General features: G+C 68.6%; 18 protein-coding genes. 13 read left to right on the forward strand and 5 right to left on the reverse strand.

Going from position 1 to position 20,383, the window contains the following annotated elements; all coding sequences use genetic code 11:
* Positions 1-218: 218 nt before the first annotated feature.
* Positions 219-1,115, reverse strand: coding sequence for an RNA polymerase sigma-70 factor (locus tag ACLQ2U_RS19320; protein ID WP_425752083.1), 897 nt, complete (start codon positions 1,113-1,115; stop codon positions 219-221).
* A gap of 223 nt (positions 1,116-1,338) precedes the next feature.
* On the opposite strand from ACLQ2U_RS19320, the gene ACLQ2U_RS19325 reads away from it, so the two are divergent.
* The 8 genes from ACLQ2U_RS19325 (at position 1,339) to ACLQ2U_RS19360 (ending at position 9,554) form a co-directional block, all read left to right on the forward strand.
* Positions 1,339-1,725 carry a DoxX family protein gene (locus ACLQ2U_RS19325; RefSeq protein WP_425752084.1) on the forward strand — a complete coding sequence of 129 codons (387 nt, stop codon included), beginning with the start codon at positions 1,339-1,341 and terminating at the stop codon, positions 1,723-1,725.
* 1,064 nt (positions 1,726-2,789) lie between these two features.
* Positions 2,790-4,400: a M28 family peptidase gene (locus tag ACLQ2U_RS19330; protein WP_425752085.1), complete on the forward strand. Its 1,611-nt coding sequence runs from the start codon at positions 2,790-2,792 to the stop codon at positions 4,398-4,400.
* A 447-nt stretch (positions 4,401-4,847) separates the two neighbouring features.
* Positions 4,848-5,444 carry a hypothetical protein gene (locus ACLQ2U_RS19335; protein WP_425752087.1) on the forward strand — a complete coding sequence of 199 codons (597 nt, stop codon included), beginning with the start codon at positions 4,848-4,850 and terminating at the stop codon, positions 5,442-5,444.
* 193 nt (positions 5,445-5,637) lie between these two features.
* A complete protein-coding gene (locus ACLQ2U_RS19340; RefSeq protein ID WP_425752088.1) occupies positions 5,638-5,826 on the forward strand; it encodes a hypothetical protein in 189 nt (62 codons plus the stop codon).
* Positions 5,827-6,043: 217 nt separating this feature from the next.
* Positions 6,044-6,268, forward strand: a complete 225-nt coding sequence (locus tag ACLQ2U_RS19345; RefSeq protein WP_425752089.1) for a hypothetical protein — start codon at positions 6,044-6,046, stop codon at positions 6,266-6,268.
* Positions 6,269-6,424: 156 nt separating this feature from the next.
* Complete coding sequence (locus ACLQ2U_RS19350; RefSeq protein WP_425752090.1) at positions 6,425-6,895, forward strand: Fur family transcriptional regulator; 471 nt, start codon at positions 6,425-6,427, stop codon at positions 6,893-6,895.
* Positions 6,888-8,417 (forward strand): catalase, encoded by a 1,530-nt coding sequence (locus tag ACLQ2U_RS19355; protein WP_425752091.1) that lies wholly within the window; start codon positions 6,888-6,890, stop codon positions 8,415-8,417. The genes ACLQ2U_RS19350 and ACLQ2U_RS19355 overlap by 8 nt, the downstream gene beginning before the upstream one ends.
* A 486-nt stretch (positions 8,418-8,903) precedes the next feature.
* A complete protein-coding gene (locus ACLQ2U_RS19360; RefSeq protein WP_425752092.1) occupies positions 8,904-9,554 on the forward strand; it encodes a hypothetical protein in 651 nt (216 codons plus the stop codon).
* 236 nt (positions 9,555-9,790) lie between these two features.
* Here ACLQ2U_RS19360 and ACLQ2U_RS19365 read toward each other — a convergent pair whose 3' ends face one another.
* Positions 9,791-11,005 (reverse strand): YncE family protein, encoded by a 1,215-nt coding sequence (locus ACLQ2U_RS19365; RefSeq protein ID WP_425752093.1) that lies wholly within the window; start codon positions 11,003-11,005, stop codon positions 9,791-9,793.
* Between the two features lie 243 nt (positions 11,006-11,248).
* Between ACLQ2U_RS19365 and ACLQ2U_RS19370 the strand changes: the two genes are divergently transcribed.
* The 3 genes from ACLQ2U_RS19370 (at position 11,249) to ACLQ2U_RS19380 (ending at position 15,121) form a co-directional block, all read left to right on the forward strand.
* Positions 11,249-11,704, forward strand: a complete 456-nt coding sequence (locus ACLQ2U_RS19370) for an RNA polymerase sigma factor (RefSeq protein ID WP_425752094.1) — start codon at positions 11,249-11,251, stop codon at positions 11,702-11,704.
* On the forward strand, positions 11,697-12,416 hold the full coding sequence (locus ACLQ2U_RS19375) for a hypothetical protein (protein ID WP_425752095.1): 720 nt from the start codon (positions 11,697-11,699) through the stop codon (positions 12,414-12,416). The genes ACLQ2U_RS19370 and ACLQ2U_RS19375 overlap by 8 nt, the downstream gene beginning before the upstream one ends.
* Before the next feature lie 830 nt (positions 12,417-13,246).
* On the forward strand, positions 13,247-15,121 hold the full coding sequence (locus tag ACLQ2U_RS19380; RefSeq protein ID WP_425752096.1) for an adenylyl cyclase: 1,875 nt from the start codon (positions 13,247-13,249) through the stop codon (positions 15,119-15,121).
* 219 nt (positions 15,122-15,340) lie between these two features.
* Here ACLQ2U_RS19380 and ACLQ2U_RS19385 read toward each other — a convergent pair whose 3' ends face one another.
* A complete protein-coding gene (locus ACLQ2U_RS19385; RefSeq protein ID WP_425752097.1) occupies positions 15,341-15,835 on the reverse strand; it encodes a hypothetical protein in 495 nt (164 codons plus the stop codon).
* Positions 15,836-16,622: 787 nt separating this feature from the next.
* The gene (locus tag ACLQ2U_RS19390; RefSeq protein WP_425752098.1) at positions 16,623-17,012 is read right to left on the reverse strand and encodes a DUF2267 domain-containing protein; all 390 of its coding nucleotides are present in this window, start codon (positions 17,010-17,012) and stop codon (positions 16,623-16,625) included.
* Positions 17,013-17,243: 231 nt separating this feature from the next.
* On the opposite strand from ACLQ2U_RS19390, the gene ligD reads away from it, so the two are divergent.
* Positions 17,244-18,176, forward strand: coding sequence for a non-homologous end-joining DNA ligase (gene ligD, locus ACLQ2U_RS19395; RefSeq protein WP_425752222.1), 933 nt, complete (start codon positions 17,244-17,246; stop codon positions 18,174-18,176).
* Between the two features lie 148 nt (positions 18,177-18,324).
* On the opposite strand, the gene ACLQ2U_RS19400 is transcribed toward ligD, so the two are convergent.
* A complete protein-coding gene (locus ACLQ2U_RS19400) occupies positions 18,325-18,732 on the reverse strand; it encodes a DUF2267 domain-containing protein (protein ID WP_425752099.1) in 408 nt (135 codons plus the stop codon).
* 181 nt (positions 18,733-18,913) lie between these two features.
* On the opposite strand from ACLQ2U_RS19400, the gene ACLQ2U_RS19405 reads away from it, so the two are divergent.
* On the forward strand, positions 18,914-20,122 hold the full coding sequence (locus tag ACLQ2U_RS19405; RefSeq protein WP_425752100.1) for a D-alanyl-D-alanine carboxypeptidase family protein: 1,209 nt from the start codon (positions 18,914-18,916) through the stop codon (positions 20,120-20,122).
* Positions 20,123-20,383: the final 261 nt, after the last annotated feature.

The raw sequence follows: 20,383 nt of genomic DNA on the forward strand, positions 1-20,383 counted from the left end.
ACTACATAAACTGCGCAAACCGGGAATAGGTGCGAGGCCGTCGATCAGCCGGGACAGGCCGGCGAGGCAGAGGGCGGAGGCGACCTCGCCGGCTAGCGTGTCGAGGACGCGGCCGCCGTGGGACGTGCATCGTCAGACGCCGACGGCCTGTCCACGGCCGATCCGCCGCGCCGCGACCCGTCCGGGCAGATCGGCGGCCGACGGAGCTCTTCCGGGACTCAGCGGCTCAAGGTGGTCTCCCGCTCCACACGCGACAGCTTCTCGGGATTGCGCACGAAGTAGAGCCCGGTGACGAAGCCGCCCTCGACCCGCGCCGCCACGACAGCGTCGATCTCTGCGTTGAGCCGCATGATCAGAGCCGGGCAGCCATTGACCTGCACTGGCTCGAGCGACGTCTGGGCGCCGACGATGTTCCAGCGGGCGGCCAGCAAGCGAGCGACCTTGTCAGCCCCCACGATGGGCCGCGGCACGGCCTTCTTGAGTCCGCCACCGTCGCTCAAGGCGACGACGTCCGGGGCGAGGAGGTCGAGCAGGCCCTGCATGTCGCCCGTTTCGACCGCCCGTTGGAAGGCCTCGAGCGCAGCTCGGGTCTCGGCCGGGGAGACGACGTCGCGCGGTCGACGTGCGGCGACGTGTGCCCGCGCACGGTGGGCGATCTGGCGGACCGCGGCCGGGCTCTTGTCGACGGCTTCCGCGATCTCGTCGTACCCCAGATCGAACACCTCGCGCAGCACGAACACCGCCCGCTCGGTCGGCCCGAGCGTCTCCAGTACCAGCAGCATCGCCATCGAAACGCTGTCGGCGAGCTCGACATCCTCGGCCACGTCGGGCGCGGTCAGCAGCGGCTCGGGCAGCCAGGGGCCGAGGTAGGACTCCTTGCGCCGGCTGAGTGTACGCAGCCGGGTGAGCGCCTGCCGAGTGGTGATCCTGACCAGGTACGCACGCGGATCCCGCACCGCGTCGAATTCGACGTCCGCCCACCGCAGCCAGGTCTCCTGGAGGACGTCCTCCGCGTCCGCCGCCGAGCCGAGCATCTCGTAGGCGACCGTGAAGAGCAGGTTGCGGTGGGCGACGAACACCTCAGTGGCAGGGCCCGGCCCGTCGTCCTCGCTCACGTGTGGCTCCTGTCTCGTTGGGTGGCCTGTCCCAACCACAAGACGCCGGGCCCCACCGATTTGCGACAGCGCCGGTTCGTGGCGCACGTCACGCGGCTCTGCTGTCACAAGCGTCGCGTCGTCGGCATCTCATGGCCGAACGGTAAGCCCGAAGCGGTTTGGGACCCCAGCGCCACTCGCGCTTCAAGACGAGAGTCGCCTAAAACTTCAGGGAGAAACCCGCATGAACCTCACTTTATGGATCGTTGCCGGACTGCTCGCCGCCGCCTACCTGTTCAGCGGTGGCGGCAAGCTGATCATGCCGAAGGAGAAGATGGCCACCTTTGGGCCTAGTGCGAAATGGGTCGAAGACTTCAGTCCCGGCACCGTGAAGGCCATCGGAGCCCTCGAGGTCCTGGCCGCAGTGGGTCTGATTCTGCCCGCCGCGCTCGACATCGCGCCGGTTCTGGTGCCGCTGGCTGCCCTCGGTCTGGTGATCATCATGGTTGGTGCGGCGATCACCCGCATACGGCGTCACGAGTTCACGTTCATGGTGGTGGACCTGGTCTATCTCGCCCTGGCCGGCTTCGTGGCGTGGGGCCGCTTCGGCCCCGAGTCCTTCATCGGCTGACTGGGTGCGGCGTCTGGCTCCGCCCCGAAGGGCGCGCCTCGCCGGGGCTCTTCGACGCCCATGCCACCGCAGCGACCCGGTCGAGTACTTCGCGTTCTGCGAGCGCACCGCCGGGCGACTTCGCTACACGTCCTCGCAAGGGCACCGGCATCGCCGAACCCGACGGACGCCCTGTCGCACCCGAACCACCGACCGCACCCAACGGCCCAGGGCGCGCACCCCGCCGCCCTGGGCCGTTCCACGTCATCCCATCCTCACAGTCAGCGATTGTGAGGATCTCGCCCTCGCTCGGCGCCTGGTAATCGACCGGCTGCTGTCAGGCTGCCCTACGAACAGCGCGCCGCTGAAGGAATCCCCAACATGGCCGAGCGCATGGACCGCGCTCCCGACTGGATGGCCACGGAGGACGCGGGTCGATCGCGGCGCCGCAGCAGAGTGACCACTTCGGTCTTCGCTGGGAGGTCAAGGGCCATGAGATCGTCGCATCGTTGCGGAAGACCGCAGGTAGGGGCCGATGCTGTTGAGTACAGTTCAATGCGGTTGAGCGCCGTTGAGCGCACCCCCGCTGCTCCCACCCTGCTCCCCCGGACATTCCAATGCGATCGCCGTCTTCGAATCGGGACGGCTGGGCCTATCGGAGCGTCCGCCTCGACCTGGCGCCCGGTCGCTCGTCTGAAAGGGACGCCTGTGGGGACAGTCGGAGCTGTCGGACGCCGTCGGCAGCGAGCCGGCCGTTGTCGCCATTGTCCGCATGATCGCGATGCCCGCCAGATCGCGGGCCGGCCGGTCGTCCGCCCGATCCTGTCGTACCCGCCAGTACGCTCGACGCCGCTCGGCCTGGCGCTGGGAACAAGCACGTCGCCGGCGAGGTCAGGTGGGTGCGGGCTGCCCGTCGGCCCGTTGGTGGCTCTTCGTCTCCGCCTTGGGCTGCGCCGGCTTCCGGTTGGCGTGAGGCTCGGGCCGAACGACCGTCGCGATCATCTGCCGTCTATGCGACGGTCGAGGTCCGTCCAGCGCGGGGGCGCGGGGGCTGGACGATCCAGCGGTGAGGAGAGTGGCACACCGTGGTGTCTCGAACAGTCAGACGGGCGCTGGCCGCAACGGCGGCGGCAACCCTGGTGGGATCGCTGACGCTGGCCAACCCGGCTCAAGCCGATCCCAACAACAATTCCGTCAAGAAGCTCACGAAGGCGGTGACCCTGCAGGGGGTGCTCCGCCACCTCGACGCGTTCCAGTCGATCGCCGACGCCAACGGCGGCAACCGCGGTTCCGGCCTGCCGGGGTACGACGCGAGCGCCGACTACGTCGCAGGGCTGGTGGAGGACGCCGGCTACAAGGTGACCCGCCAGCCGTTCGATTTCAACTTCTTCGAGGAGTTCGGGTCGACCTTCACCCGGGTGGCCCCGCCGCCGGTGACCAATTTCGTGGACGGCACCCACTACGACCTGATGGACTACTCCGGCGCCGGCGACGTGACGGGTCTTGTCGTACCGGTCGACCTCAACCTCACCCCGCCGCGCGCGTCCACGTCGGGATGCGAGGCATCGGACTTCGCTGCGGCCGTGGCCGGCAAGATCGCACTCCTGCAGCGCGGCACCTGCCCGTTTGGGCAGAAGGTGGCCAACGCCGAGGCCGCCGGCGCGATCGGCGCGATCGTCATGAACCAGGGCAATGGCGACCCGGTCGCCAACGCCGACCGCTACGAGCTGTTCGGCGGCACGCTCGGCGCGCCGGTGGGCATCCCCGCGGTGTCGGTCTCCTACTACCTCGGGGAGCAGTTCGCCAACACGCCGGGCCTCACTGTGCGGATCACCGCCGACACGACCTCCGAGGTTCGGTCGACGGAGAACATCATCGCGGAGACCAACCACGGCCGCGGCGACAACGTGGTGATGGCCGGAGCGCACCTGGACTCTGAGCCGGACACCGCGGGCATCAACGACAACGGCAGCGGCAGCGCCGCGCTCCTCGAGGTCGCCCTGCAGATGGCAGAGGTCAAGCCCAACAACCAGGTCCGGTTCGCGTGGTGGGGCGCCGAGGAGTCCAACCTGGTCGGGTCGACGTTCTACGTCAACAGCCTCAGCGAGGAGCAGCTCACGGACATCGGGCTCTACCTCAACTTCGACATGGTCGGCTCGCCTAACTACGTGTTCGGCGTCTACGACGGCGACGATTCCGCACAGGACGGCTCCGGCCCCGGCCCCGCCGGCTCCGCGCAGGTCGAGGACGTGTTCGAGGAGTTCTTCGCCAGCCGCGGGCTGCCCACCAACGCGGCCGACTTCACCGGCCGCTCCGACTACGGCCCGTTCATCGGCGTCGGCATCCCGGCCGGTGGGCTGTTCACCGGCGCCGAGGGGCTCAAGACCGCCGAGGACGTCGCCAAGTACGGCGGGGTGCAAGGTGCCCAGTACGACCCCTGCTACCACGATCCGTGCGACAGCCTGAACCCGGTCGCAGACGGCGGCAACGCCGCCCTCTACGCCCAACTCGACGCGCAGTACGACCTCTACGGCAACGTCAACACATTCGCGCTCGACGTCAACGCCGACGCCGTCGCCACCGCGGTGATCACGTTCGCGTACGACACGGAGGCCGTGAACGGCGTGCCGCGCTCGCCCGGTAAGTCGCACGGCGCCGGCAAGAGCGAGGACGCCCACGGCAACGCCCTCCTCTAAGCGGGCAGCGGCGAGCCCGGGCCAGTTTGCGATGGCCCGGGCTCGTCTCTGTCGCGGCCGCAACCGCTCTGCCCTCTGGCGCCGCGCCCGGCGCCGGTGAAGCCTGACTTGGACCCCAAGTCTGACCGCTTGCCGGCGTGCACGCCGGCACAGACCATGGATGGCCTTGACCCGTTACGTTGAGGCCAAGGGATCCGATTTCAGCCGTCGCTGAAATCGGCGATAATCGCGCAGCCACGCCGGCTTCCCATATGAACAGCCCCGCCGCGGTTCTCATCGCCACTGCGGGTGGCGCACCCACCCGAAGTGGCGGTCCTCGGTGTCGGAGAACGACGGGCGACAACGGTCCACGTGGCGGTGGCATAGCGGGAACCGTGATGCGGCAACGCCCGTCATAGCGCTGACGGCAACCCAGGTGACGGCTCGGGAGGGTGCTCGGTGCGACGCATGCTTGTCATCGCGATTGTCGCCGGATTGCTCGCGGGCACTGCGGCGAGCACCGCGGGCTGCGCCCGCAACACCCTAGCCAGCCCCACGCTGGCCGGAGGAGCGCCGGTCGGAGCAGCGCCGGCTGGAGATTGGTCGACCGGGGTGAAGGAGGCCGAAGTCTACGTACAGGTACTGCGCAGATACCTCAGCACGCCCGCCGACAACTCCTTCCCCGGCCAAACCTTTAAGACGATCTACGTGCTCGACCAGGCCTATCTGGACGCTGGAAAACCTCTCGGAAGCCAGGAGCGAGGCACTCCCATAGCGTCGAACACCCAACACCACATCACGGCCGCACTGGCGGGGGTGGGACGCGTGGCGTTCATCGCCGACCGGGAAACCGCGATCGAGAAGAAGGACGGCTGCCCGCAAGTCAGGGACGGCGGCATCTTGATCACCCTCGGCACGGCGATGGGCGACGACCATGAGGTGCAGGTCGCCATCAACGGCTTTGTCGCCTGCCTCGGCGCCACCTGGCTGACCTATGTTGTGCAGAACCAACGTGGCACCGGATGGCGGGTGACGGGCACGACCGGTCCGCATGCGATCTCGTGACCCAGTTGTAGGACCGCGTCCGCGGAGGCTTGCGACTTTGCACCGCCTGCGCGCCTGCACTTGGCTGTTCTTGCAGGGGCAAGCCGATGTCTGCCCCTCCCGGAGCCTTCGCCGCAAGACGCCGGCCCACCGGCCTCTCGTCTTCGTCAGGCCAGATGCCGGGCCGTGTCTGTCGGCGACAGCGTGGTGGGAGATGTCGGTGACTTCCCCCGGAGCAGATCTCGCAGGCCGAGACCTGCTGCGCGCCGCCGTGAACGACCACGAAGCAAAGCTACGCAACCCGACGCTGGACCACGTCTCGATCTTCTCCTCGGCCGACGATGTCAGCATCAGCAGGAATCTCCCCGGAGCCAGCCGGGGCGAGAGGATGCTCGACGCGTAGGCCGCTGTTCCGATCATCCGCGTCGGCATCGGCAAGCCACACGATCTGACCACGAGCGTCACTTCGGTGATCCGCCGGATAGCGGGCGCAAGCTGATGCGACAGCCAAGCTCACCTCCGATGCTGCTCCTCGCGGCACCAGCGAGGCGGGAAAATCGAGCGCGGGCGAGTACCTGGCCGCGCTGGGCGCCCGTCGCGTCAAGATCAGGACGATCCTTGTGCGACTCACATCAGGACGTAGGGCCTACCACGAGGGCGTCGAAACCCGGGAAGACTTCGAGTACGACGAGTTCATCTCGAAACTCCTCGAACTGTCCGACGGCGGCGAGGCGCCGCTAGGGACTCGAACCTGCGGCCTCAGGATTATGAGGAACCTCGTACCCGGCGGCATCGGCTCCAGCGCCATTGAGGTGGTATCGGACGTTTCCCTCTGCAGCGCCTGACCCGGCGACCTTCCCGGCTCGGCCGGCGACGGCTGCGGCAGCCTCTCGTACGATGATCAAACGGACAAAAGGCCACAAGTGGCCTCCGGCCGGGTGGTCTGATTTGTCACACTCCTAAAACTGGACTCCTTCCAGATTGGGCACGAAGCTGGGGCCATGGCCGAGGCGATGCAGCACAGGGACCCGCGAGCGTTGCTGCGCTCCGCGGGGCTGCGCGTGACGAGCCAGCGGGTCGCCGTCCTGGAGGAACTGGCGGCCCACCCGCACTCGACCGCCGATGCCGTCGCCGCTCGGGTGCGCGCTGCGCTCGGCTCGGTCTCGAAGCAGGCCGTCTACGACGTGCTGTGGGCGTTGGACGCCGCAGGCCTGGTCCGGCGGATCGAACCGGCCGGTTCACCCGCCGTGTTCGAGACCCGCGCCGGAGACAACCACCATCACCTGGTCTGCCGCTCGTGCGGGGTCATCGCCGACATCGACTGCGCGGTGCAAGCCGCGCCCTGTTTGAGCCCCCCCGATCACCTCGGCTTCGTCGTCGACGAGGCCGAGATCATTTTCTGGGGACTATGCCCCACCTGCCGCATCACTCGAGAAACCAACGACGCAACTCTGGAGCGCAAGCATGGCTGAGTTGAACCCAGGCCCGATCACCACGAACAACCACGGCATCCCGGCCGGCAGCGACAACCAATCGCTGACCCAGGGGCCGCAGGGTCCCGTCCTGCTGCACGACCACTACCTCATCGAGAAGCTGGCGCAGTTCAACCGTGAGCGGGTGCCGGAGCGGGTGGTGCACGCCAAGGGCTCGGGCGCGTTCGGCGTGCTGGAGATCACCGAGGACATCAGCCGCTACACCCACGCCGAGTTCCTGCAGAAGGGCAAGAAGACCGAGGTCCTCGCCCGCTTCTCGACCGTCGCCGGCGAGCAGGGCAGCCCGGACACGTGGCGTGACCCGCGTGGCTTCGCGCTGAAGTTCTACACCGAGGACGGCAACTACGACCTCGTCGGCAACAACACCCCCGTCTTCTTCATCCAGGACCCGATCAAGTTCCCCGACTTCATCCGGTCGCAGAAGCGGCTGCCGGATTCGGGCCTGCGCGACCACAACATGCAGTGGGACTTCTGGACCCTGCGGCCGGAGACCGCGCACCAGGTCACCTGGCTGATGGGCGACCGCGGCATCCCCAAGTCGTTCCGGCACATGGACGGATTCGGCTCGCACACCTACCTGTGGGTCAACGCCGAGGGTGAGCGCTTCTGGGTCAAGTACCACTTCAAGACCAACCAGGGCATCGAGTTCCTGACCCAGGCCGAGGCCGACGAGCTGGCCGGTTCGGCGCCGGACCACCACCGGCAGGACCTGTTCGGCGCCATCGCAAATGGCGACTTCCCGTCCTGGTCGCTCGAGGTCCAGATCATGCCCTACGCGGACGCCGAAAATTACCGGTTCAACCCGTTCGATCTGACCAAGGTCTGGTCGCAGAAGGACTACCCGCGGATCAAGGTCGGCACCATGACGCTGAACCGCAACCCGCGCAACTTCCACTCCGAGATCGAGCTCGCCGCGTTCGCGCCGTCGAACCTGGTTCCCGGCATCGAAGCCTCGCCGGACAAGATGCTGCTGGGCCGGGTCTTCAGCTACGCCGACGCCCACCGGTACCGGATCGGCACCAACTACGCCGAGCTGCCGGTGAACGCCCCGAAGAGCCAGCTGAGCTCCTACTCCAAGGAGGGGGCGATGCGGCACCACTACAACTCCCCGGACACCCCGGTCTACGCTCCCAACTCATTCGGCGGCCCGCACGCCGACGAGGAGCGCTACGGCAACCCGGCCGGCTGGGATACCTCGGGTGACCAGATCCGGTCGGCCTACGTCAAGCACGCCGAGGACGGCGACTTCGTCCAGGCCGGCATCCTCTACCGCGAGGTGATGACCGAAGACGCCAAGGAGCGGCTGGCGGCCAACATCATCGGACATGTCTCCAACGGCGTGGTCGAGCCCGTCCGGTCCCGGGTCTTCGACTACTGGACCAACGTCGACGCCGAGCTGGGCAAGAAGGTCCGGGAAGGCGTGCTCGCCAACCTGGCCGAGACGGAGCCGGCTGCCGGTCCGTCTCCGGTTGCCCCGGGCAGCGAGGCCGCGAAGATCTGATTTCCGGTCTAGTCGACAACAAGGCCCGCGGCGCTTCGGCGTCGCGGGCCTTGTTTCCTTGCGGCCGGCCGCATCGACCTGTCCGGTGCCGAGTCCGATCGTCAGACCGCAGTGGCTCCATCGAGGCTCTCCTGCACGGTGTCGGCGCGCGTACGGCCGACCGAGTTCATGGCTCTGACCGGCGAACACCTCTGGACAGCGGAGACAGCAGAGCCGCGGGCCGGGCCAGTGCCGTTCACCGTAGTTCAACGCCAGGTGGGCGCAGTTGAAAGCTGTTCAGCACACCCGGCTGCTCCCAATCTGCTCCCCTCGGTCAGCCAGGCTTCAGCGTTGCCTGCATGCAGGCGTACGGGTTGCGGGCACGCGGGCGGTCGCTGTCGCATCGAGCGCGGACAGGATTCCGGCTGCTTGACCCCTTCCGTGACCGAGAGACGACGGTCTGTGCCGGGGGTTTTCATCGTTGTGTCACACCGGTACGGTGCCCGGATGCGACATCTCGGAACCATGATCGCCGCGATCATCATCGGTCCGTTGGCCTGGGTCCTTCTCGCCATCGGACAGGGCCGCTCGGTCCAGGCCTTCGCCACGGCGCAGAGCAGCGGTGCCTTCAACACGGGTGACTTCGTTCGGACCGCGCTGCTATTGGCAGCGGCTGGAATCCTGCTCGGGCTCATCGCCACACTACGATTCTCCCCGCTCGGCGCCGTGTTGACCGGGGTCGTGTACGCGGCCAGTTATCTCGCCATGCTGGCCCGCCCGACATGGCTGCTGCGCCTGCTCGGCCACAAGGTGACCGTGGCCGGCCAGCACGCCGACCTGGCCACCCCGGTGCGGACCGGCACCACGCTGCTGATCGGTGCAGCGTTGCTGGTCGCCGTGCTCAGCGTTCAGCGCTGGCGGCGCTGGCCACGACCAGCCGCCGAGGCACCCGAAATGGAGGCTCTGGAGAGCTTTTCTTCGCCTGCCGCTCGGGCACATGATGGCCCGCTCGGTGCCGAAGGGCTCGGCCTTACGACGGCAGGCCGGACCCCGCAGCCCAACTCGACCACGGAGAACGACGCCGGACCGCAGCCGGCCGGGGTCGGTGCTACGCACTGGGCGAACGCGCTGCGAAGCAACTCTGAGGCGCGGCGATAATCGCCAGCCCTGGCTGCCCGCCTGAACAGCCCCGCCGCGGTTCTCATCGCCACTGCGGGTGGCGCAGTCACCCGAAGTGGCGATCCTCGATGTCGGAAAACGACGGGCGACAACGGTCCATGTGACGGTGGCACAGCGGGAACCGTGACGCGGCAACGCCCGTCATAGCGCTGGCGGCAATCCAGGTAACGGCCCCGCTGCGGCATCCGGAACAGAACACTGGTTGGGGAGGAGAATCAGACCCGTCCGGCCAGACCATGTAGGACTACCAGGCCGGGTACAGCGGCGCGGCCGAGTTCGGTACCAGTGGCGGAATCGTGCCAGCTCACGGCATCGGTCTGGCCCACGTAGAGGCGTTTACCGTCGAGACTCAGCACGAGGCCGGTGACGGGCTCGCGGACCGGCCATTCGGTGGCGAGGCCGAGGCGCGCGAGGTCCACCGTGCGCACCATCGTGCCGGCGCCGATGAAGAGTCGGTCGCGGTCGGCGGCGGCGTGTCCGGTGCCGGTGCCCGTGGCCAGCGTGGCCGTCTGGCGTACCGTCAGTTCCTCGGTGGATATCTCCGCGACAGTGCCCGACGTGACGTCGGTGACGAAGAGCCGGCCTCCGTCGGGGCTGATCGCCATGGCGTGACCGCTCGCGGCCGCCTCCCCGAACGGGTGCGGAAGGTCGATGCAGTACGCCCATCGCGCGGTGAGGTCCAGTGTGTGCACGAACGCGTGCATGTTGCCCGGCCGTCCGCTGATCAGGTTGCGGGTGTGCTGGTGGTCGGGCTGATGGGTGTAGAGCGTGAAGAGGGTCGTGCGATTCGGCGCGAGCACGGCCTGGCGTCCGTCACCGCGCATCTCCTCTTCGGTGCCGGGCGGGATCGGCGCCTTGGTGCGGGTGTGGAGCGAGCCGGGTGTCTTGGTGGCGAGATCAACGACGCGGACCCGGTAGCGGTCCGGTGTCCTCGCTGGGAGCCACTCGAGGACGAAGAGTCCGGTGAGATCCTCGGTGAACGTTTCGGGTACGAAGTTGCCCCGCAGCTCCAGCCGGTGCTGGGCCCCGGTGACGTCGGCGATCAGCACTGGGGTCACGTCCCGCCCGTCCGGGCGCCCCTTGGTGACATTCACCTCGTTCGACGTGAGCGCCACCTTCGTGCCACTGGCCGAGACGGCCTGCGGCATCCAGTGTCCGGGCAGCTTGACCCGAGTGGAGGGGCGGCCCGTGGCGGTGTCGATCCGCCAGAATGCGGTGTCGGCGCCCTCGGATGCGGTCGCGTAGATGGCCAGTCCGTCGGCGGTGGCGACGGAGTGCGGGATCGTCTGCCGGTCGGCACCACGCAGTACGCCGAGCCCATCGTCGACCTCGACGAGCAGTGCGTCGGGGATCGTGACGCCGGGGGCGGAGTTCGGGTTCCGAGTTGGATCGCAGCCCACCAGCGCGGCGGCGCCGGTACCGGCGAGCACGGTCAGAATGGTGCGACGCGAGATCATTGCCGTTGGCATCATGTCCGGTTGACACCGCCAGACCCACCGGGGGTTCCATTTTCGGCGCATGGAACCCGCACGGCGCGGGCGGTGTCATGAGTGTGAGCCAACCGGAGGTTTCCACTGGACGACGAAGAACTCGTCACCCGCGCTCGGGCAGGTGAGCTGGAGGCGTATGAACTCCTGGTCGCCCGGCACACCGCGTCCGCGTACCGGACGGCGGTGCTGCTCGGCGCGGGCTCGGATGCGGAGGACGTGATCCAGGAGGCGTTTGTGAAGGGATACCGCAAGCTCTCCCGCTATCGGGGAGAGTCGTCCTTCCGTTCATGGCTCCTCGCGATCGTCGCCAACGAGACCCGCAACCTGCACAGGTCGCGCAACCGGCGGGACGGACTCGTCCTGCGGGCCGCGGCGGCGAACCCGGAGTCGGAGATCGCCGAGGATGTCGCGGTCGGTGCCGTCCTCGCCGGGGAGCGCCGCGCCACGCTGGTACAGGCCCTGCGCCTGCTGCCGGTGAAGGACCGTGAGGTGATCGTCTGCCGATTCCTCCTCGATCTCAGCGAGGACGAGACCGTGACGATGCTGGGATGGCCCCGAGGCACGGTGAAGTCGCGGACGTCCCGGGCGCTGGCGAAGCTCCGCGGCCTGCTCGACCTCGAGGGGGTCCGCCATGGATGACCTCGAAAGGGAGCTGCGCGACCTCTCCGCCTGGCTGGAGACACCCGACGCGCCCGACGTGACCGCCCGCGTACGCGCACAGCTCACCGCGCCCGTGCCCAGGCGACGCCGGTGGCGCTACTACCTCGCCGCCGCGCTCGTCGCCCTGCTCGTCGCGATGCTGCCGCCGGGGCGGGCCGCCCTCGCCGACGCCGTGTCGGGGCTGCTGCGCTTCGCCGGAATCACCATCGCTACGTCGCCCGCCCCGGCACTGCCCACCAGCACTCCGTCGCCGTTGCCGTCGCAGCGGCCCGCCACCCTGGATGAGGCACAGCGGGAGGTGCTCTTCCCGATCCGCCTACCGGCGAAGCTGGGCCCGCCCGAGCAGGTGCTGGTCGCCGACCCCGATGGCACGGGCACCTATCGAGTGGCGACGCTGCTCTATCGCGGGGGCGCGCTGCGCATCGATGCGTTCGACGGTCGTCTCGACCCGGTCTTCCAGAAGGAGGCCAGCGGGCCTGGAGCGGAGTGGGTTCAGGTCAACGGGGGCTTCGCCGTCTGGGTCGGTGGCCCGCACTCACTGGCCTATGTGGATCGCACGGGCGCGGTCCGCGTGGAGACCGCGCGGCTCGCCGCTTCGACCCTGATCTGGGAGGAGGCTGGCGTGAGCTACCGGCTTGAAGGCGACCTCACCAAGCTCGAGGCGATCGAGACCGCCAACTCGCTGAGTTAGGGAGGGACTCCCACAGGTCGACATCTCCTCTTGCCGGACAGCGGTATGTGATTGCCTTCCGGACGGCTCCGCCGAGCAGCGCGTGAGGGCGTTGCGGTAGACGCGGGCTTCTGCTGGGGCGGTCAGGTTCTGGCAGTAGCCCGGCCCACACCGAGGCGGCGTGCAGCGCGGCCCATGGTCTGAGCCATGCGAGAGGGCAGCGAATCCGGGGCCGGAATCTGCACCGGACGCACCCGTCCGTTGTGCAGTGCGGTGAACCGCCAGCCGCGATCGGTGCGTACCGCGACCAGTGTCTGCCGGGACAGGCGTCGCTTGGGCAGCGTCTCGACTTCCTGCAGACCGCTCGTGAGGTACAGGAAGACCAGACGGCACGGCTCAGCATGACCCCCCGCTGATCCGCTCATCGGCACGTTCCCGGCGGTCCCGGGCTGCGCGGCCGGCCGGCCCGGTGGTGGCCACCGGAGAGATCGCCCACCCAGGCAGAGCGTGCAGGGCGAGCCGAAAAGCGCCGAGCCGGAGCGCAATCCTGGTCCGGCCTCCACCGCCGCCATCAAGCGCTCGCGGTCGTACGAAAAGTCGAGGGGCGCGGCCATAGCGTGCGGCCGATTTACAGGGTAGAAACATTCACATCCCCTTCTTACACGGCGTGATAGAAGTCCGACAGGTGGGAGAGCGCTCTCACTGTGGATTACACCACCGTCCCAAGAGGCAGGTCGATGACGATCGTGAGCCACCCCGGCATACACGCTCGTACGCCGTCGAAGCACCTTCCGACACCCCCACGTCGCTGCGTTCGGAGCACGTTCCGGCCAGCGGAGAGGACGATCCGTATGACGAACCAGTCCCCCGGCGCACGGCGGCGGCTCGGCCCGGCGCTCGTACTCGGTCTCGTGCTGACGATCGCCGCCACCGCGACGAGCACGGCCGCCAACGCGGGCCGCCCGCAGCACGGCACGCCGGATTTCGGGCCTAACGTCACGATCTTCGACCCGAGCATGCCGGTGAGCGAGATCCAGGCGACGCTCGACGCGACGCACGCCAAGCAGGTCGACAACGAAATGGGCACCGAGCGGTACGCCTACCTCTTCAAGCCGGGCACCTACGGCACCACCGCGCAGCCGCTGCAGATCAAGGTCGGCTACTACACCGAAATCACCGGGCTGGGCGCCGCGCCCACCGACGTCACCATCAACGGCAAGGTCGAGGTCTACAACCGTTGCCTCGCCGGCGGCGGCACGAGCAACTGCCTCGCGCTGGTCAACTTCTGGCGCACCCTGTCCAACCTGTCGATCAACATCAACGCAGCGGGCCAGGACGGCTGCCGGTCCTCGGCGAACTTCTGGGGTGTGTCCCAGGCGGTGTCGATGCGCCGCCTCGACATCAGCGGCGGCGGGCTGTCGCTGATGGACTACTGCACCGCGGGTCCGCAGTACGCCAGCGGCGGCTTCATCGCCGACTCGCGGCTGCCCTCCACCATCAACGGCTCCCAGCAGCAGTGGTTGACCCGCAACAGCGAGGTCGACGGCTGGTCCAACGGCGTGTGGAACCAGGTCTTCGCGGGCGTCGTAGGCGCTCCGGACGACGCCGCCTTCCCCAACCCGCCGTACACCACGCTCGGCAGCACCCCCCTCAGCCGGGAGAAGCCGTACCTGTTCGTCGACGCGAAGGGTGAGTACAACATCCGCGTGCCTGCCGTGCAGAGCGACAGCCGGGGCATCTCCTGGGGCGAGGGCATGACGCCGGGCCGGACCATCCCGATCCACGACTTCTTCATCGCCAAGCCGTCCGACCCGGTGCACGTCATCAACAGCCAGCTCGCGCGCGGCAAGCACCTGCTGCTCACGCCCGGCATGTACGACGTCGCGCGCAGCATCGAGGTCAGGCGCCCGGACACGGTGGTCCTCGGCATCGGGCACGCCACGCTCACCGCCGTGAACGGCTCCATCCCGCTGGACGTCGCCGGCGTCCCCGGCGTGGTGGTGGCCGGCGTCACGATCGACGCCGGCCTCACGGAGTCGCCAGTCCTGCTGCGCGTGGGCAGCAAGCACGGCCGGAACTTCAGCACCCCGCACAACCCGACTACCCTGTCCGACGTGTACTTCCGTGTCGGCGGGCCACACGTCGGCAGGACGAACATCGCGCTTGAGGTCAACAGCGACCACGTCCTGATCGACCACACCTGGGTGTGGCGCGGTGACCACGGCGTCGAGGGATTCGCCGAAGGCGTCAACGGCGACACCGACCGCTGGAACACCAACACCGGTCGTTACGGCGCCGTCATCAACGGCGACCACGTGACGGCGACCGGCCTGTTCGTCGAGCACTTCCAGCGGTACAACACGGTGTGGAACGGTGAGCACGGCACGACGATTCTGTACCAGAACGAACTGCCGTACGACCCGCCGACGCAGGCCGCCTGGATGAACGGCGGCGTCGAGGGCTGGGCCGGCTACAAGGTCGGCGACCGGGTGAAGCACCACACCCTCTACGGCGGCGGTGTGTACGTCTTCAATCAGAACAACCCGTCGATCCACACCGAGAACGGCTTCGAAGTACCGGTGACGCCGGGCGTCAGGCTGCACCACATCATGACCGTGAACCTCAGCGCCGGCACGATCGACCACGTGGTCAACGGCGTGGGCGAGCCGGCCGACACCACCCGGATCGGCGCACCCGTCTACATCGAGGAGTACCCGATCCCGTAGCCGGAACCCTGCGGCCGCGGACGTGGGCCGGAGCGCTGGGAAGCTCCGGCCCACGTCTGTCGGCGCTGCCCGCCATTCGACCACCCGCGTTACGCGGTGCACCTCCGTTGCCACCGGCTTGTGTCCCCGCGGCCGGCCCGTCGGCCTCGCGGTTGAACCTCGGTCATTGCTTCTCGCTGACAAACGCCCCCGCCCGAGCCAGCACGGCTGCGATGGCGGCTACTGCGGGGCGGGGGGCGGCGACAGCTGGGCCACGATATGCCGGATCGTCGGGCCGCTTTGGTCGTGATAGTCGAGAACGATGTCCGGGTGAGGGTCAATGTCGGGGCGCCCGTCGCTCGCCTGTTGGTGGAGGGCGCCCGTTGTGGGTGCGGTCGGGGCATGCGTCGTCACGTGAATGGTGATGCGGCAACTCTCGTCGTTGCTCGGCGCGCGGGTCTCCCCAGTGATGACCGTGACCGTCAGGTCGCTCGCTTCGGGATCAGCTAGAGGCAGGCGGGCGACGCTTGGGAGGGTCGGTGTGGGGACCAGGCAGCGGCAGGCCCGGCCACGGGCATGCAGCGCGCGGGCCAGGTGGCCAACGACGGTCAGGTGCGAGTCGGGGCAGGCTACGGCCACCCGTAGGCCCTTGCCGACCGCCGCCGCCACGATGACGTCAGCAACGGTCGCCAGCACCACACGCTCGCGTGAGATCGCGGACAGCTCAAACACCATAAGGCCCTCCAGCCCGAACTGGCCCGGCAGCAGCCCCCGTGAACACCGGCAGTGGTCTCTGCGATCCAGGTGTTGTCGGCCGGATGGCCGACCACCCGTCGTCCTACGGGTGGCCATCCGTGCCACTAACGCAGGCGTTACGACGCCGGCCGCCGTTACATAGATCTATGCCTATGCAGTGCTGTCGACAACCAGGGCGGTCGACTGGACCAGACCCCTGCGAGCCCCGCAGACAGGATCAGGCGGCCGTAGCCGGTTGGCACAGCAACTCACCTGTGACCGGATCCTGGCACAGGTAGCGATCACCCTCGTGCATCCATCCCCACAACGACTCGTGGAACAGTGGCTGTCCACAGTGCTGGCACGTCGCAGCACTTCGCTGCTCAGGCGCCGGCGGTGGCACCTCGTCCACCCCACCGGAGGCGGTGTTCTTCATGGTCTCCCCCTGGTACGCGCTCCCCCGGCTCATGTCGTCCCGGGACCCTGGCCTTCCGGCCGCGGGCCCGCTCTTCGACACGATGCCCGGACACGGACGATCCATCTGATGGAGCGACGATCCTTGTCGACGTGTTACTCCCGCTGCTGTCCAGGCGGTGAGCCATTCGCTGACCTCGGCGACGTGGCGCTCTGCGGGCTGATCGCCGGCTCCTCGGTGTCGCTGATCAACTCTTCGAGCTTCTGGCATGCTCTGGTCCGGGCGATGGGTCGGCGCCGGGCGGTCGTCAGGACGCGAGCGACCGGTTCGGCCTGGGCCGTGACTGATCTCCCCGCGGGCCAGCCGGCCCAGTCAGCGTCCGCGAGGCACGGGCTGGGCCAGCGAACAGACTTCCTTCGGCAGTTCCGACATCGCGTTCTCGAACTCCCTGTGCCCGACCACCCGGTGCAAGGTCTGCAGGACGGCCTGCACGCCTCGTGCGGCGAGGCCGTCGTCCACCCCTGCGCGCTCCGCCACTCGCCGCAGGAACTCGTCGTACGCGAACACCTCCGGCTCCTCCGTGCGGGCCTTGGCCACGAACGGGCGTAGCTGGTGCGCCACGTGGTCGGCCAGGTCCGCCGCCTGGCCGCCGCTGATCCGCTCGGCGAGGGTGCGCAGGGTGGCCTCGGTGAGGGATTGCGCCGTCTCCGGCGGGACGCCCGCCCGCGCGGACACCTTTTCGTAGAACTCCAGCTCAGCCATGCTCGTCCTTCCCGTACCGGAGAACGCGTGGCTACCCGCAGCCGCCGGCTACAAACGAACGGCGTTCGTACTCCTGCTCGTGAGATGGCGCAGGTCGACATGCAGGCCCTCACGCGATCCCGCGGCCGAGTCACCTAAAAAAGGCCGGGATGACCGAAAAATGGTATTTCCGTTGGCGGAGTTGGTCATGATCGAGGCGTGAGTGCCAGGATGCCGAGGCTTGTGCCGCCGATGCTCGCCTCCAGTGGTGCGTTGCCCAGCGGGGCCGGCTGGGGATACGAGTTCAAGTGGGACGGCGTCCGCGCGATCGCATACGTCGACGACGAGTTACGGCTGTTCAGCCGCAACGATCGCGACGTCACCCGCGCGTATCCCGAGTTGGGCGAGCTGGCGCAGCTGCTGGCAGAGCGGCGGGCGGTGCTCGACGGAGAGATCGTGGCACTCGACGCCGAAGGCCGGCCCAGCTTCTCGGCGCTGCAGCACCGGATGCACGTTCGGGCGCCGACCGCCGCGTTGGTCAGCACCACTCCGGTACGGCTGTACCTGTTCGATCTCCTACGCCTTGACGGGCGGGACATCACCTCCCTGCCGTACACCGAGCGCCGCACGGCGCTGGAGAAGTTGGAGCTCAGCGGGCAGAGCACCGACACACCGCCCTACTGGACCGGCGACGCCGGCCGGGATCTGGCCACGGCAGCGGCCGACCTCGGCCTCGAAGGGGTCGTGGCCAAGCAGCTCCGCTCGCCGTACGAACCTGGCCGCCGCTCGTCGGCGTGGGTCAAGGTGCCACTCAACGACACCATCGAAGTCATCGTGGGCGGCTACAAACCCGGCGCCGGCCGGCGGGCCGGCACGATCGGCTCCCTGCTGCTCGGCATGTACGACCGCAAAGACAAGCTGACCTACATCGGGCACGTCGGCACCGGCTTTACCCAAACCGTGCTGCGCGACCTGCAGCAACGCCTGAAGCCGCTACACCGACCGGACTCGCCGTTCGACTCCCCCGTGCCGCGCGAACACGCCCGCCACGCCGTCTGGGTCGACCCGGCCCTGGTCGGGGACGTCGCCTTCCGGTCCTGGACCCCCGACCGTCGACTGCGTCACCCCTCCTGGAAGGGGCTACGTAGCGACCGCGACCCAGCCGAAATCCGGCTACAACAGTAGTCCGGCACACCCGCGCGCAGGGATCAACGCCGGATGCCCCGTCGTGAACCCTCGTCGCGCAAGATCGGCAGGACGGTCCGCGGGCCTCGGTGGCACTGACCGCACAGCCTGCTGGCGACCGGCAACAGGGGCGCAGTGGGGCCGGGGCCTACGTACCAACCCGGCGTGGTTCGAGCCGGGTCGCCGCCGGCCCGGTCAGCTGCCAGAACTCCTGCGGCATCTGGGAGACGAAGTCCCCGTACTCCTTCGCGCTGACCGCCTCACGCAACGTGTCCAGCACGGCGCGCGCGCCGTCGGTCGCCGTCTGAAGATTCACCGCCGCCCGTGACTGAACCCGCTCGAAGAATTCAGCGAGTCCGAACGGCTCGGGATTCTCGTTGGGCTTACGCACGCATGCCCGCAGCTCCTCAGGAAGCTGCGGGACGAGGTCCCGTGCCTGGCCGCCACTGATCCGTTCTGCCAGCGTCTGGAGCGTGGCCCGGGTGATGGGCTCGGCCTGCGTCGGTGACACCCTCGGTCGCGTCGCCACCGACTGGATGAACTCCGTGTAGTTCACCTTCGGATCCCCTCTCGAACCGGATCGTGCCGCCTTCCCCCGCACGCGGGGCCGAAACAAGCTCGGTTCATGCCGGGGCCCCACCCCCTCGGCGCCGCCAGCCCGTCCGCAGGCGCGGCACCGCAGCGTGCTTTCTCCAATAGGACCGCGCCAGCCTTGCTGGGGATTACCGTACGTTAACGTGACCACCTTTCGTGTTACCGCCGTAACGCTCAGCGCCCTCCTGGTTCTGCCCGCTGTCGCGGTCGTGCCACCAACGCGGGCGGCAGCCGCGCCGTACATCCCGTGCCCGGCGGTGAAGCCGCCGGCGCCCCCACCCGCCGCACCGTCTACACCACCGGTTGACCCCGCCGAGGGGGCAGTCGGGGGGCAGGCGCTGGCGACGTCAGGATTGGCCACTCCTGCGGGTGCGCCGATGGCGCCGGCAGTGACCGCCACCTCGTGGCTCGTGGCGGACCTCAACAGTGGTGAGGTCCTCGGCGGGTGCGGCCCTCACGAGCACCGAACGCCGGCCAGCGTGCAGAAGCTGCTGCTGGCGGCGGCCCTGATGCCCCGCCTCGATCCGGCCCAGGTCGTCGAGGTGACCAGGGCGGATCTGCACGATCTCGATCCGGCCAGTTCGCTGATGGGGGTGGCCGAGGGTGGCCGGTACTCGATCGAGAGCCTGTGGCTGGGGCTCCTCCTTAGATCGGGGAACGACGCGGCGAACGTGCTGGCTCGCGTCGGCGGTGGCAACGCCGGTAGGCAGGGTGGAGTGCAGGCGATGAACGACGAAGCGCGCCGGCTGCGCGCGAACCAGACGCACGCGGCAACCCCCTCGGGCCTGGACGGCCCCGGTCAATACACCAGCGCATACGACCTCGCGCTGATCGCTCGGGCCACCTTCGCCCGGGAAGACTTTCGGCGGTACATCGCGACCACGGTGGCACAGATACCGGCACGGCCGGGAACGCCGGGGTTCGAGATCACCCACGACAACACGCTGCTGGGCATATACCCCGGAACGCTCGGAGGGAAGACGGGCTTCACCGACCTGGCTCGGCAGACGTACGTCGGCGTGGCCGAACGCGACGGCCGACGGCTCGCGGTGACCCTGCTCGGAGCGGAGACCGCGCCGCTGGGGAGTTTCGGAGAGGCGGCAGCGCTGCTCAACTGGGGCTTCGCTCTTCCTCCCGACGCGTCCGTCGGCCGCCTGGTCACACCCGGCGAAGAAAAGAAGTATGACCAGCCCGTGGTCCCCGTCAAAGGCGAGCTCCATGGTCGGGCCGGGGAATCGTCATCGTTCTGGTTGCCCACCGCGCTCGGCCTCGGCGCTGCCCTCGTGGCAGTCCTGATCCTGGCGGCACCGTGGCGACGCAGAGGTGCGCGGCGAGGAGCCAGCCAACGGTAGGGAGCCCAGACCCCGCGTCCGCGCGTGTCCTGTTGGGCGCAGGACAGCGTCGGCTCGGATGCCAGGCGTGCATGAGTCGGCGGTGGAGGGTTGTCGCCCCGAGCGAGGTCGGCGGTGGACAGCGCCGACGAGATCGACCCGGAGGCGGTCGCCGGGTCGCCCAGCAGGCTGGCCGCACGGTCGGCGAAGTGCGCGTCAGCCGCGAAGGCCAGGGTGATCTCGGCGGACCGCGACGGGGACGCCCACGCTCCGGTGGAGCGG

The organism is Micromonospora sp. DT47 (assembly GCF_049844475.1).
Lineage (GTDB): Bacteria > Actinomycetota > Actinomycetes > Mycobacteriales > Micromonosporaceae > Micromonospora.

Coding starts and splice junctions, on each gene's coding strand:
- ACLQ2U_RS19325 (WP_425752084.1), top strand. CDS start 1,339: ATGAACCTCACTTTATGGATCGTTGCCGGACTGCTCGCCGCCGCCTAC.
- ACLQ2U_RS19335 (WP_425752087.1), top strand. CDS start 4,848: ATGCTTGTCATCGCGATTGTCGCCGGATTGCTCGCGGGCACTGCGGCG.
- ACLQ2U_RS19340 (WP_425752088.1), top strand. CDS start 5,638: ATGTCGGTGACTTCCCCCGGAGCAGATCTCGCAGGCCGAGACCTGCTG.
- ACLQ2U_RS19350 (WP_425752090.1), top strand. CDS start 6,425: ATGGCCGAGGCGATGCAGCACAGGGACCCGCGAGCGTTGCTGCGCTCC.
- ACLQ2U_RS19355 (WP_425752091.1), top strand. CDS start 6,888: ATGGCTGAGTTGAACCCAGGCCCGATCACCACGAACAACCACGGCATC.
- ACLQ2U_RS19360 (WP_425752092.1), top strand. CDS start 8,904: ATGCGACATCTCGGAACCATGATCGCCGCGATCATCATCGGTCCGTTG.
- ACLQ2U_RS19375 (WP_425752095.1), top strand. CDS start 11,697: ATGGATGACCTCGAAAGGGAGCTGCGCGACCTCTCCGCCTGGCTGGAG.
- ACLQ2U_RS19380 (WP_425752096.1), top strand. CDS start 13,247: ATGACGAACCAGTCCCCCGGCGCACGGCGGCGGCTCGGCCCGGCGCTC.
- ACLQ2U_RS19385 (WP_425752097.1), bottom strand. CDS start 15,835: ATGGTGTTTGAGCTGTCCGCGATCTCACGCGAGCGTGTGGTGCTGGCG.
- ACLQ2U_RS19390 (WP_425752098.1), bottom strand. CDS start 17,012: ATGGCTGAGCTGGAGTTCTACGAAAAGGTGTCCGCGCGGGCGGGCGTC.
- ligD (WP_425752222.1), top strand. CDS start 17,244: ATGCTCGCCTCCAGTGGTGCGTTGCCCAGCGGGGCCGGCTGGGGATAC.